The organism is Myxococcus sp. AM011 (genome assembly GCF_013372595.1).
Classification (GTDB): domain Bacteria; phylum Myxococcota; class Myxococcia; order Myxococcales; family Myxococcaceae; genus Myxococcus; species Myxococcus eversor.
Window position 1 is genome coordinate 1 of record NZ_JABXEM010000276.1, and the last position, 14,442, is coordinate 14,442.

General features: G+C 70.1%; 3 protein-coding genes. All 3 read right to left on the reverse strand.

Annotation, left to right across the window (positions count from 1 at the left end):
- Positions 1-5,089, reverse strand: a 5,089-nt coding sequence (locus HUW62_RS49725) for a non-ribosomal peptide synthetase (RefSeq protein WP_176437264.1), incomplete at its 3' end; no start/stop codon positions are given.
- 38 nt (positions 5,090-5,127) lie between these two features.
- Positions 5,128-6,783 (reverse strand): cyclic peptide export ABC transporter, encoded by a 1,656-nt coding sequence (locus HUW62_RS38725; protein ID WP_163869876.1) that lies wholly within the window; start codon positions 6,781-6,783, stop codon positions 5,128-5,130.
- Between the two features lie 13 nt (positions 6,784-6,796).
- Positions 6,797-14,437, reverse strand: coding sequence for an amino acid adenylation domain-containing protein (locus tag HUW62_RS38730; protein WP_368670584.1), 7,641 nt, complete (start codon positions 14,435-14,437; stop codon positions 6,797-6,799).
- Between the last annotated feature and the right edge of the window lie 5 nt (positions 14,438-14,442).

The window sequence follows — 14,442 nt, forward strand, 5'->3', positions numbered from 1 at the left end:
GGGCAAAGGTGGGCGCCTGGGCCAGCGCTTCAGCGGCTTCCTCGACGAGGAGGGTGGGAAGGTGCTCGGCGGGCAGGCGCGAGAGCTGCTCCCGGGTGGTGACGAGCAGGGCGGGGCACGCGTCCTCCAGCATGGAGGACAGGCGCTCACGGGGGTAGGCCGTGTCCAGCGGGACATAGGCGCCACCGGCCTTGAGGATGCCCAGCAGCGCGACGATGAGCTCCAGCGAGCGCTCCAGGGCCAGGGCCACGCGGGAGTCAGCACCGACGCCGCGGGCGCGCAGCAGGTGGGCGAAGCGGTTGGCGGCCTTGTCGAGCTGGCGATAGGTGAGGCGCCGCGCGCCGTACTCCAGGGCGATGGCCTCGGGAGTGGCGGCGACCTGCCGCTCGAAGACGTCGTTGATGGTGGCGTCACGCGGGTAGCTGGAGGGCGAGTGATTCCACTCCACCAGCACCGTCTGCCGCTCCTCGTCGGACAGCAGCGGCAGGTGGTGGTAGGGCCGCTCCGGCTGGGAGACGAGCCCCTCCAGCAGAATGGTGAAGTACCGCGAGAGCCGTTCGGCCGTGGCCTCGGAGAACAGATCCGCGTTGTAGGTCAGGCTTCCCGAGAATCCCTCGGGGGCTTCCGCGAGATTCAACTCCAGCTCGAACCGTGCCGTGGCGCTCTCGAGCGAGAGCGAGTCGAACGTCAGGTCCGGTAGAGCGAGGTGGGGGGCCGGAGTGTTCTGCAGGGCGAACATCACCTGGAACAGGGGCGAGCGGCCCAGGGTGCGTCCCGGGGCGAGCTCCTCGACGAGCTTCTCGAAGGGAATGTCCTGGTGGGCGAAGGCGCCGAGCGTGGTCTCCTTCACGCGCGCCAGCACCTGGCGGAAGGAGGGGTTGTCCTCCAGGCGCGTGCGTAGCGCGAGCGTGTTGACGAAGAAGCCGATGAGGCCCTCCAACTCGGCGACGCGGCGGCCGGCGATGGGCGAGCCCACGGTGATGTCTTCCTGGCCCGAGTAGCGCGACAGCAGTAGTTGCCACCCAGCCATCAGGGCCATGAAGGGGGTGACACCCTCCTGCTGGCACAGGGCCTTGAGGGCGTCGGACAGCTCGCGCGACAGCTGAACGGGAGCCGCGGCGCCCCGGAGGGACTGGACGGCGGGGCGCTGGAAGTCAGTGGGCAGCTCCAGCGCGGCGGGGGCGCCTTCCAGGTGCTTGCGCCACCAGTCGAGCTGGGCCTCCAGTACCTCACCCTGGAGCCACGAGCGCTGCCACACGGCGAAGTCGGCGTACTGCACCGGCAGCTCGGGCAGGGGCGAGGACTGGCCGGCGGAGAAGGCCGCGTAGAGCGTGGCCACCTCCCGCACCAGCACGCCCATGGACCAGCCGTCGGCGACGATGTGGTGCATCGTCAGCAGCAGCACGTGCTCGCGTTCATCCAAACGCAACAGCGAGGCGCGCAGCAGCGGCCCATTCGCGAGGTCAAAGGCCTTGCGCGCCTCCTCTTCGGCCAGACGCTGTGCCTCGGCCTCGCGGGATTCTCCTGGCAGACCGCTCAGGTCGATGAGCTGAAGGAACGAGACTGGAACGTCGGAGATGACCTGAGTGGGGTTGCCCTCGATGGACTTGAAGGAGGTGCGGAGGGACTCGTGGCGGCGGACGAGCTCGGAGAGGGCGCGCTGGAGAGAGGAGACCTCCAGGGCGCCCGTCAGGCGCAGGGCCGCGGGCATGTTGTAGGCGGCGCTGCCAGGCTCGAGCTGGTCGAGAAACCAAAGGCGCTGCTGGGCGAAGGACAGCGGCAGCGCGTCCGTCCGGGGGGCCCGGGTGAGCGGAGGCAGCGAGACACCCTGGCCCGCCTGGAGGGCGGCGTCGATGCGCTGGGCGAGTACGGAGAGGGTGGAGGCCTCGAAGAGGGCGCGCAGGGGCAGCTCCACCTGGAAGGTGGCGCGGAGGCGCGAGACGAGGCGGGTGGCCAGCAGGGAGTGGCCGCCCAGCTCGAAGAAGTCGTCGAGGCCACTGACCTCGGACAGGCCGAGCAGCTCGCACCAGAGGGAGGCCAGGCGCACCTCGGTGGAGGAAGAAGGCGGGAGGAAGGGGCGAAGCTCGGGCCGGGCTTCCGGGGCGGGCAGGGCCTTTCTGTCCACCTTGGCGTTGGGCGTGAGGGGCAGGGCCTCCAGCACCATGAGGGCCGAGGGCACCATGTACTCGGGCAGCCGCTGCTGGAGGAAGGCACGCAGGGCGAGGGTGTCCAGCGAGGCCGTCCTGGCGGTGACGTAGCCCACCAGGCGCTTGTTGCCCGGTGAGTCCTCGCGCGCGAGGGCGATGGCCTCACGCACCTCGGGGTGGGCCAGCAGCGCGGCCTCCACCTCGCCTGGCTCGATGCGGAAGCCGCGAATCTTCACCTGGAAGTCGGCGCGGCCCAGGAACTCCAGCACACCGTCAGCGCGGTGCCGGGCCAGGTCTCCGGTGCGGTAGAGGCGGGCACCGGGGGTGGAGCTGAAGGGGTTGGGCAGGAAGCGCTCGGCGGTGAGCGCGGGGTGCTGGAGGTAGCCACGCGCCAGGCCGTCACCGGAGACGTACAGCTCGCCCGGAGTGCCCGGAGGCACCGGCTGCAGGTAGCCGTCCAGCAGGTACACCTGGGTACAGGAGATGGGCGTGCCGATGGGGATGGAGGCCGGTACCTGTGAGGCCTCCGTCATGCGGAAACATGAGGTGAAGAGCGTGCCCTCGGTGGGGCCGTAACAGGCGGTGACTGGAATGCGCAGGTGCTCGATGACGCGACGCACGTGGGGCGAGGAGACGACGTCGCCGCCGGTGAGCAGTTGGCGCACGCCACGCAGCCCCTCGAGGTTGCCATCCACCATTTGGGTGAAGAGGCCCGAGGTGAGGTGGAGGGTGGAGATGGAGTGGTGCTGGAGGACGGCGGCCAGCTCCCGCAAGTCGCTGGGGGAGTGGGGAGGGAAGACGACGAGGCGGCCGCCATTGAGCAGCGGCCCCCAGACTTCGAGGGTGGAGGCGTCGAAGGAGATGGGGGCGATGAGGAGGAAGGAGTGCTGGGCGCCGACGTCGGCGTAGCGCACGTCCAGGACGGTGCGCAGCACGGAGGCGTGCTCGATGCAGACGCCCTTGGGCCGGCCGGTGGAGCCCGAGGTGAAGTCGATATAGGCGAGGTTGCGGGCGGAGATTCCACTGACCGGGGCCAGGGCGGGTGCATGCGCCAGTGCCTCAGCGGCCTCCTCGACGAGCAGGGTGGGAAGGTGCTCGGCGGGCAGGCGCGAGAGCTGCTCCCGGGTGGTGACGAGCAGGGCGGGGCACGCGTCCTCCAGCATGGAGGACAGGCGCTCACGAGGGTAGGCCGTGTCCAGCGGGACATAGGCGCCACCGGCCTTGAGGATGCCCAGGAGCGCGATAACGAGCTCCAGCGAGCGCTCCAGGGCCAGGGCCACGCGGGAGTCGGCACCGACGCCGCGGGCGCGCAGCAGGTGGGCGAAGCGGTTGGCGGCCTCGTCGAGCTGGAGATAGGTGAGGCGCCGCGCGCCGTACTCCAGGGCGATGGCCTCGGGAGTGGCGGCGACCTGCCGCTCGAAGACGTCGTTGATGGTGGCGTCGCGCGGGTAGCTGGAAGGCGAGTGATTCCAGTCCACCAGCACCGTCTGCCGCTCCTCGTCGGACAGCAGTGGCAGGTGGTGGTAGGGCCGCTCCGGCTGGGCGACGAGCCCCTCCAGCAGAATGGCGAAGTGGCGGGTGAAGCGCTGGGCGAAGGCGGAGGAGAACAGCTCGCGGCGATAGATGAGCTCGCCCGAGAAGCCGTCTGGAGCCTCCGCGAGCACCAGCTCCAGATCGAAGCGCGCGGTGGTGTTGTCGAGCGGCAGCGGACGCAGGGAGAAGCCCGGGAGCCGCAGCTCCTCCTGAGGCATGTTCTGCAGGGCGAACATCACCTGGAACAGGGGCGAGTGCCCCAGGGAGCGTCCCGGGGCGAGCTCCTCGACGAGCTTCTCGAAGGGAATGTCCTGGTGGGCGAAGGCGCCGAGCGTGGTCTCCTTCACGCGCGCCAGCACCTGGTGGAAGGAGGGGTTGCCCTCCAGGCGGGTGCGCAGCGCGAGCGTGTTGACGAAGAATCCGATGAGGCCCTCCAGTTCTCCGCGTCGGCGGCCGGCGATGGGCGAGCCGACGGTGAGGTCCTCCTGGCCCGAGTAGCGCGAGAGCAGGAGCTGGAAGGTGGCCAGCAGGGCCATGAAGGGGGTGACCTCCTCCTTCTGGCACAGAGCCTTGAGAGCGTCGGACAGCTCGCGCGACAGCTGAACGGGAGCTGAGGCGCCCCGGAAGGACTGGACGGCGGGGCGCTGGAAGTCGGTGGGCAGCTCCAGCGCGGCGGGTGCGCCTTCCAGGTGCTTGTGCCACCAGGCGAGCTGGGCCTCCAGGGCCTCTCCCTGAAGCCACGAGCGTTGCCACACGGCGAAGTCGGCGTACTGCACCGGCAGCTCGGGCAGGGGCGAGGGCTGGCCCGCGGAGAAGGCCGCGTAGAGGGTGGCCATCTCCCGCACCAGCACGTCCATGGACCAGCCGTCGGAGACGATGTGGTGCATCGTCAGCAGCAGCACGTGCTCGCGTTCATCCAAACGCAGCAGCGAGGCGCGCAGCAGCGGCCCATTCGCGAGGTCAAAGGCCTTGCATGCCTCCTGCTCGACGAGCCGGTGCACCTCGGCCTCGCGGCTCTCGTGGGACGAGAGGTCCACCACCGACAGCACGAGGGACGCGGGCGGCGAGATGACCTGGACGGGGGTGTCCTCGACGGACTTGAAGCAGGTGCGCAGCGACTCGTGGCGGCGGACGAGCTCGGACAGCGCTTGTTCCAGGGCGTCCACCCGGAGCGCGCCATCGAGCTGGAGCGCCACGGGCATGTTGTAGGCGGCGCTGCCAGGCTCGAGCTGATCGAGGAACCACAGGCGCTGCTGGGAGAAGGACAGCGGCGGAGAAGCCCCATCCCCGGGCCGGCGGGTGAGTGCCGGATACGAGGAGGACTTCGCCCCCCGCTGCTTGAGCTGCCGCATCAGCAGCGCGCGCTGCTCCGGCGTGAGTTCCGCTAGCTTCCGCTGCGTGTCGCTCATCGACATGACTCCTGGGGATTCCTGGCGCGCTGCCGTGGCTAGGTGCCGACCTGGTCCAGACGCGGTTGCTCCAGCGGAGTCAGGCGGCCCGCCTCGAGGTGGAGCAACCGGTCGGCAAGCCCGAAGTAGCGGTCGTCGTGGCTGATGACGAGCACCGTCTTCCCGAGGCGTTTCAAGTCCGGGAGAATCTCCTTGTAGAAGACCTCCTTGAAGCTCGGATCCTGGTCCGCCGCCCACTCATCGAAGATGTAGAACGGCCGGTCTTCCAGGGAGGCCGTGAGGAGCGCCAGGCGCTTGCGCTGGCCCTGGGACAGCTCGGTGGTCGAGAAGCTGCCGTCCTGGATCTGCACCTTGCGGTCCAGCAGCAGCTTCGACAGGTAATGCCGCGCTTGATCGAGCTGTTCGGGCGAGCCCAGTCCCAGAAGCTGATCGAACAAGTGGAAGTCGAAGAAGACGGCAGAGAAGAGCTGCCGGTACTCTTCCCGCTCCTCGTTCCGGATGGGCGTGCCATCCACGAGCAGCTCCCCGGCCTCGGGCGCATACAGGCCGGTGAGGAGCTTGGCGAGCGTGGTCTTTCCGCTGCCGTTGCCGCCCACGAGGAAGAGCAACTCACCCCGTTTCACCGTCAGGTCGATGGGGCCCAGGGTGAAGGAGCCATCCTCATTCTCTCGGCGGTAGGTGTGGGTGATGCCGCGCAGCTCGAGCTGCTGGAAGGCGCGCAGGCGCGCCGGGGTCTCCGGCGGTAGCGCCCATGGCGTCTCGTTCTCCGGGGTGAGCGTCAGCCCCAGTTTGTGGAGGTTCTCGAGCGCCACCACGGCCCGGTTCACGTACGCCACCGTGGTGAGGATGGAGTTCAGCGGCTGCTGCACGTACAGGATGACCAGCGTGTAGCTCACCAGCGCTGCCTGGGAGACCGGCGAGAACAGCGGCACCACGAAGAGCAGCAGCCCGATGATGACCATGTAGACGAACATTCCCCCGCTGCTGGCCAGCGCGAAGAGGTTCTCGGCACGCACCCACTTCCCGCGGATGTCTCGCACCAGGGGATCGAACACCCGCTCCAGGAACTCGATGCGGCGCGGGCGGTGCAACCGCAGCTCCTTGGCGCCATCCATCAGCGAGAGGAAGCGCTTGAAGAGCCCGTTCTCGAGCTGGCGCACCTGCTGGCGCAGCTTGACGGCGGGGGACGTCGCCTGTGAGTAGGCAAGGCCTCCCACCGCCAGGAAGCCCAGCACCACCAGCAGCATCTTCCAGGAGATCCACGCCAGGTAGATCAGCGAGCCCGTCACGATGGTGATGCTGATGAAGAACTCGGGCAAGGCCGTCATCCCCACGCCCACCATGACGGTGTCGCTCGACATGGACGACAGCAGGCGGTGCGAGCCCGTCTGCTCCAGGTGGCGCAGCGAGATGGCCAGGAACTGCCGTGCCAGTCTCCGCCGCAGGTCCATGACGATGTTCTGGTGCATGCCGTTGAGCAGCATCTGCGAGCCGGCGCGCGTGAACATCGCCAGCACCGCCAGGCCGCCGAAGGCCAGCCCCAGCCGCAGGCGCTCCTCCTCGGGCCGTGCCAGCGCCTGATTGATGACCGACAGCAGCGCCGCGCTGCTCGCGCCGGACGCGAGGCCGAAGAGGAGGGTGGTCAGCAACGAGCTCCGCGAGGTGCGGAGCAGCATGACGAGCAGCTTCAGCATGACTTCTCCGCGCTCATTCTCCGCTTCCTTCCGCTCGCTTCAGCGCCTGCATCATCTGCTCCAGTTCCTCTGGCTCCACCTGGTCCGCGCGCGCCGCCAGGATGAGCAGGGCCACGTCCGCCACCGTCGGCTTCTCGAAGAGCTGCCTCAGGGGCAGCTCCACGTCGAAGACCGTCCACAAGCGGGCGACGAGCCGGGTGGCCAGGAGCGAGTGGCCTCCCAGGTCGAAGAAGCTGTCGTGGATGCCGACGCGCTCCACGCGCAGCAGCTCGGCCCAGATGTCGGCGATCTGCTGCTCCACCTCGTCGCGCGGCGCCACGTAGGGGGTGCCCGCTCCGGACGACGTGCCCCCGGGAGCGGGCAGCGCCCGGCGATCCACCTTGCCACTGGAGCCCAGGGGCAGCGCCGGCAGGGACACGAAGGCCGAGGGCACCATGTACTCGGGCAACTGGCGCCGCAGGAAGTCACGCAGGGCCCCGGAATCGGGAGGGGCAGCGCCAGCGGGCACCACGTAGGCCACCAGACGCGCCTCCCCGGGCGCGTCCTCGCGCAGCACCAGGGCCGCGTCCCGCAGGGAGGGGTGGCCGTGCAGCGTGGCCTCGATCTCCCCCAGCTCGATGCGGAAGCCGCGCAGCTTCACCTGGTTGTCGATGCGGCCCAGGAACTCGATCCGCCCATCCGCCAGGAAGCGGGCCCGGTCTCCGGAGCGGTAGAGCCGCTCCCCCTGCCGCGAAGCGAATGGATGGGGAACGAACTTCTCGGCGGTGAGCGCGGGGTTGCCGAGGTAGCCGCGCGCCAGACCCACGCCAGCAATGCAGAGTTCCCCCGGAAGGCCCGCGGGCACGGGCCGCCGCTGCTCGTCGAGGATGTACACCTGGACGTTGTCCCAGGGGCGTCCGATGGTGGGCACGTCCCCCGGCCGCAGCGGCTCACTGATGGTGGCGCAGACGGTGGCCTCGGTGGGGCCGTAGGCGTTGAGCAGGCACACCCGCTCTCCCCAGCGCCGCGCCAGCTCGGGCGTGCACGCCTCGCCCACGGAGATGACGACTTCCAGGGGCAGCTCCTCGGGCTCGAGCTGCGCGAGCACGGAAGGCGTGAGGGTGGCGGCGGTGATGCCATGGCGCCGCAGCAGCGAGCGCAGCGGAGCGCCCGGCAGCAGTTGCTCCTTCGGTGCGAGGAAGAGGCACGCGCCGGCCATCAGGGACGAGAACACCTCACACACGGAGGCATCGAAGCCGAACGAGGCGAACTGGAGGATGCGGCTGCCGGGGTGGAAGCGGTGGAACTTCGCCGCCGCGAGCGCGGTGTTGCACAGGCCGCGATGCACCAGCAGCGTGCCCTTGGGGCGTCCGGTGGAGCCGGAGGTGTAGATGACGTAGGCCAGCGTGTCGGCCGAGGCGGAGGTGGCCGGGCGCGCCGTGGGCAGGGCCTGGAGGACTCCCTGCTCCGTGTCGAGGCAGAGTGTGGACACGTTGCCGGGCAGCGCGGACTTCAGGTGCGCCTGGGTGATGACGAGGCGGGCACCGGAGTTCTCGACCATGTAGGCGAGGCGCTCGGCGGGCAGCCCCGGGTCGAGCGGCACGAAGGCGCCGCCCGCCTTCAGCACGCCGAGCATGCAGACCACCATGTCCGGCGAGCGCTCGACGCACAGTCCGACGCGCTCCTCCACGCCGAGGCCCGAGGCCCGCAGGTGCCGCGCGAGCTGGTTGGCGCGCGCGTCGAGCTCCCGGAAGGTGAGTGCCGTGTCCTCGAAGACCACGGCGGTGGCCGTCGGGGTGCGGTCCACCTGGGCCTCGAAGAGGTGGTGGATGCAGGCGCTGGCGGGGAAGCTGACGTGCGTATCGTTCCACTCGATGAGGACGCGCTGGCGCTCCCGCTCGTCCATGAGAGACAGCTCGGCCACCGGCCGCTGCGGCGCGGCGAGCACCGCCTCCAGCAGACCTCGCAGATGGCCCGCCATGCGCTGGATGGTGCCGGCCTCGAAGAGGTCCGTGCTGTACTCGAGCGCGCCCGCGAGCCCCTCGGCGCCGCGGCCGAGCGAGAGGACGAGGTCGAACCGCACCGTCCCGTTGTCCAGCTCCAGGGGCTGGAGCTGGAGCCCACCCCCGAGCACTCCGGCGTCTGGCTCGTCCATCAGGGTGAACATCACCTGGAAGAGCGGATTGCGGCTCTGATCGCGCGGGGGTTGCAGCTCCTCGACGAGCTTCTCGAAGGGGATGTCCGGGTGGGCGAAGGCGCCGAGGGTGGTCTCCTTCACGCGCGCCAGCACCTGGCGGAAGGAGGGGTTGCCCTCCAGGCGGGTGCGCAGCACGAGCGTGTTGACGAAGAAGCCGATGAGGCCTTCCAGCTCGGCGACGCGGCGGCCGGCGATGGGCGAGCCCACGCTGATGTCGTCCTGGCCCGAGTAGCGGGCCAGCAACACCTGGAAGGCGGCCAGCAGGGCCATGAAGGGGGTGACGGCCTCGCGCCGGCAGAACGCGTCGAGGGAGTCGGACAGCTCCCGGGGCAGGCGAACCGGCAGCGAGGCACCGCGGAAGGACTGGACGGCGGGGCGTGGCCTGTTGGTGGGGACCTCCAGCGCGTGCGGAGCGCCCGCGAGCTGCCGGCGCCACCAGGAGAGCTGGGACTCCAGGGCCTCGCCCTGGAGCCACGAGCGCTGCCAGACGGAGTAGTCGGCGTACTGCACGGGCAGCTCGGGCAGGGACGAGGGCTGGCCGGTGGAGAAGGTCTCGTAGAGGGCCCCGACCTCGCGGATGAGGACGCCCATGGACCAGCCGTCGGAGACGATGTGGTGCATGTTGAGCAGCAGCACCTGCTCCTGCTCGCCGAGCCGCAGCAGCAAGGCGCGCAGCAGCGGCCCGTGGGCGAGCGAGAAGGGACGGCGGGCATCCTCGGCCGTCAGCCGCCGGACCTCCTCGGTGCGCTGCGGCTCCGGGATGGCTCGCAGATCCACCTGGGCCAACGGGAAGTCCACATGCGGCAGGATGCGCTGCACGGGCTGGCCATCGACGTTGTGGAAGGTGGTGCGCAGGGCCTCGTGGCGGTGGACGAGCTCCGTGAAGCAGCTCCGGAGCGCGGACACGTTGAGCTGTCCTCGCACCCGGACGGGCATCGGCATGTTGTAGAACGGGCTGCCAGGCTCGAGTTGGTGGAGGAACCACAGGCGCTGCTGGGCGAAGGACAGCGGCAGCGCGTCCGTCCTGGGCACCCGGGTGAGCGGAGGCAGCGAGACGCCCTGGCCCGCCTGGAGGGCGGCGTCGACCCGCTGGGCGAGCGCGCAGAGCGTGGAGGCCTCGAAGAGGGCGCGCAGGGGCAGCTCCACCTGGAAGGTGGCGCGCACGAGCGACACCATGCGGGTGGCCAGCAGCGAGTGGCCTCCCAGCTCGAAGAAGTCGTCGAGGGCGCTGACTTCGGACAGGCCGAGCAGCTCGCACCAGAGCGCGGCCAGGCGCACCTCGGTGGCGGTGGCGGGCAGGACGAAGGGGCGGAACCCGGGCCGGGCTTCCGGCGCGGGCAGGGCCTTTCGGTCCACCTTGGCGTTGGGTGTGAGGGGCAGCGCCTCCAGCACCATGAGGGCCGAGGGCACCATGTACTCGGGCAGCCGCTGCTGGAGGAAGGCGCGCAGGGCGAGGGTGTCCAGCGAGGCCGTCCTGGCGGTGACGTAGCCCACCAGCCGCTTGATGCCCGGCGAGTCCTCGCGGGCGATGACGACGGCTTCACGCACCTCGGGGTGGGAGTGGAGGACGACCTCCACCTCACCCAGCTCGATGCGGAAGCCGCGCACCTTCACCTGGAAGTCGGCGCGGCCAACGAATTCCACGGCCCCGTCGGCGCGGTGACGGCCCACGTCGCCGGTGCGGTACATGCGAGCGCCAGGCGTGGCGCTGAAGGGGTCAGGGAGGAAGCGCTCCGCGGTGAGCGCGGGGTGCTGGAGGTAGCCACGCGCCAGGCCGTCACCGGAGACATACAGCTCGCCGGAAGTGCCCGGGGGCACGGGCTGCAGGTCGCGGTCGAGCACGTAGACCCGGGTCTGGGGAATGGGCCGACCAATGGGGACGGAGGGCGGCACCTCGGAGGCGTGCGCCATGGGGAAGAAGGTGGTGTAGACGGTGCACTCGGTGGGTCCGTAGACGGCGAGCACCGGGATGCCCAGCGTCTCGATGGCGCGGCGGATGTGAGGCGCGGAGTTGATGTCGCCGCCCGTCATGAGCTGGCGCACGCCGCGCAGCCCCTCGAGGTTGCCGTCCACCAACTGGATGAAGAGGCTGGTGGTGATGAAGAGGCTGGTGACGCGATGGCCTTGCACCACCCGCCCCAACTCGTGGATGTCGCTGGGAGACGCGCCGGAGGGGAAGACGACGAGGCGGCCGCCATTGAGCAGCGGCCCCCAGATTTCGAGCGTGGAGGCGTCGAAGGAGATGGGGGCCATGAGCAGCCAGGTGTGCTCGGGGCCCATGTCGGCGTAGCGCGCATCGATGACGGTGCGCAGCACGGAGCGGTGTTCGATGCAGACGCCCTTGGGCCGGCCCGTGGAGCCCGAGGTGAAGTCGATGTACGCGAGGTTGCGGGCGGAGATTCCACTGACCGGGGCCAGGGCGGGTGCGTGGGCCAGCGCCTCAGCGGCCTCCTCGACGAGCAGGGTGGGAAGGTGCTCCGCGGGCAGGCGCGCGAGCTGCTCCCGGGTGGTGACGAGCAGGGCGGGACGCGCATCGTCCAGCATGAGGGCCAGGCGCTCGCGGGGATAGGCGGTGTCCAGCGGGACATAGGCGCCACCGGCCTTGAGGATGCCCAGGAGCGCGACGATGAGCTCCAGCGAGCGCTCCAGGGCGAGGGCCACGCGGGAGTCGGCACCGACGCCGCGGGCGCGCAGCAGGTGGGCGAAGCGGTTGGAGGCCTCGTCGAGCTGACGGTAGGTGAGGCGCTGCGCGCCGTACTCGACGGCGATGGCCTCGGGCGCGGAGGCAGCCTTGCGAGTGAAGACCTCGGGGATGGTGGCGTCGCGCGGGTAGCTGGAGGGGGAGTGATTCCAGTCCACCAGCACCGTCTGCCGCTCCTCGACGGACAGCAGCGGCAGGTGGTGGAAGGGCCGCTCCGGCTGGGAGACGAGTCCCTCCAGCAGAATGGCGAAGTGGCGGGTGAAGCGCTGGGCGTAGGCGGAGGAGAACAGGTCGCGGCAATAGGTCAGCTCGCCAACGAAGCCGTCCGGAGTCTCCGAGAGGCTCAGCTCCATCTCGAAGCGCGCGGTGGCGTTGTCGAGGGGGAGCGGCCGCATGGAGAAATCCGGGAGCCGGAGCTCCCCGATGGGGGCGTTCTGCAGGGCGAACATCACCTGGAACAGGGGCGAGTGCCCCAGGGAGCGCTCCGGAGCGAGCTCCTCGACGAGCTTCTCGAAGGGGATATCCTGGTGGGCGAAGGCGCCGAGGGTGGTCTCCTTCACGCGTGCCAGCACCTGGCGGAAGGAGGGGTTGCCCTCCAGGCGCGTGCGCAGCGCGAGCGTGTTGACGAAGAAGCCGATGAGGCCCTCCAGCGCGGCGACGCGGCGGCCGGCGATGGGCGAACCGACGGTGATGTCCTCCTGGCCCGAGTAGCGCGACAGCAGGAGCTGGTAGGCGGCCAGCAGGGCCATGAAGGGGGTGACCTCCTCCTCCTGGCACAAGGTCTTCAGCGCCTCGGACAACGGGCGCGACAGCTGAACGGGAGCCGCGGCGCCCCGGAAGGACTGGACGGCGGGGCGCTGGAAGTCGGTGGGCAGCTCCAGAGCCGGCGGTGCGCCACCCAGGTGCTCCTTCCACCAGCCAAGCTGCGCCTCCAATACCGGGCCCTGCAGCCAGGCGCGCTGCCACACCGCGTAGTCGGCGTACTGCACCGGAAGCTCCGGCAGGAACGCGGGCCGGCCCTGGCTGAAGCCCTCGTAGAAGGCGCTCATCTCGCGCACCAGCACGCCCAGGGACCAGCCGTCGGAGACGATGTGGTGCTGCACCAGCACCAGCACGTGCTCCTCGGGGGCCAGCCTCAGCAGCGTCATCCTCAGCAGCGGCCCGGTCTCCAGGTTGAAGGGACGCACGGCCTCATGCTCGGCCCGGCGCCGCGCCTCCGCCTGGCGCTCGGCCTCGGGCAGGAAGCTCAAGTCCACCCGCTCCAGCTTCAACGAGCCCGTCGGGAGGACGGCCTGCACGGGGGCCCCGTTCTCGGTGCGGAAGACGGTGCGCAGGGACTCGTGGCGGCGCACCAGCGCCTGGAAGCCGTGCTCCAGCCCTTTCTCCGACAAAGGCCCCTGTAGCGTCAGGACGATGGGGACATTGTAGAAGGCGCTGTCGGGTTCGAGCTGGTGGAGGAACCACAGGCGCTGCTGGGCGAAGGACAGCGGCAGCGCACCGTCGCGAGCGGCGCGCGTCAGCTCGGGCACCCGGGCGCCTCCTCCGTCATCGGCCTGGAGGGCCGCGATGCGCAGGGCGAGCCCCTCCACGGTGGGCGCCTCGAACATCTCGCGCAGGGCCAGCTCCACCTGGAAGGCCGCGCGCACGCGGGAGACCAGCTGGGTGGCCAGCAGGGAGTGGCCGCCCAGCTCGAAGAAATCTCCGTGCAGGCCCACCCGGGGGACGTTCAGCACCTCGGAGAAGATGGCCGCGAGTGTCAGCTCGGTGGGAGTGCGCGGGACGGCGAAGGACTCGGGCTCCGCCGGGTGCACCTCCGGCATCGGCAGCGCCTTGCGGTCCACCTTGCCGTTGGCCGTCAAGGGCAGGGAGTCGAGGAGTACGAGCGCCGAGGGCAGCATGTACTCTGGGAGCTTCTGGCGCAGGGCGTCCTTGAGGACCGAGGCGTCCGCCTCCGGCGCGACGACGTAGGCCACCAGTCGCTTGTCTCCGGGCACGTCTTCGCGCACGAGCGCCACGGCCTGGCGCACGGTCGGATGCGACAGCAGTGTGCCCTCCACCTCGCCTGGCTCGATGCGGAAGCCACGCACCTTCACCTGGAAGTCGGTGCGGCCCAGGAACTCCAGGATGCCATCGGCCCGCCAGCGCGCCTTGTCACCGGTGCGGTAGAGCCGCTGCCCGGTGCAAAAGAGGTGTGGCACGAAGCGCTCGGCGGTGAGCGCGGCCTGGCCCAGGTATCCCCAGGCCAGGCCATCTCCGCCGACGTAGAGCTCGCCAGGGACTCCCACGGGCACCGGGTGCAGACTGGCGTCCAGCACGTAGGTGGTGGAGTTGGCGATCGGACGGCCAATGGGCACCGAAGCGCCCACGGAGTCACCGCGGCGCAGTGAATGCGAAGTGGAGAACGTGGTGTTCTCGGTGGGCCCGTAGCCATTGACGAGGACAGCCCTCTCGGGGAGGCGGGCCAGGTGTTCGCGTACGCGCTGCGCTGGCAGCACGTCACCTCCGGTGAGCACCTGACGCACGGAGGCCAGGGCCTGGGGCTGGTGCACCGCCATCTGCTCGAAGAGGGCGGCGGTGAGCCAGAGCGTGGTGATGCGCTTGCGTACCAGCACCGCCCCCAGCTCCTCCAGCGTGGGAGAACGCGGAGGGAAGAGCACGAGGCGTGCGCCATGAAGCAGGGCGCCCCAGACTTCGAGGGTGGAGGCGTCGAAGGAGATGGGGGCCAGTTGGAGGAAGACCTCCTCGGGCCCGAAGTGGATGAAGGAGCTGCCGAGCACCAGGC

Coding starts and splice junctions, on each gene's coding strand:
- HUW62_RS38725 (WP_163869876.1), bottom strand. CDS start 6,783: ATGCTGAAGCTGCTCGTCATGCTGCTCCGCACCTCGCGGAGCTCGTTG.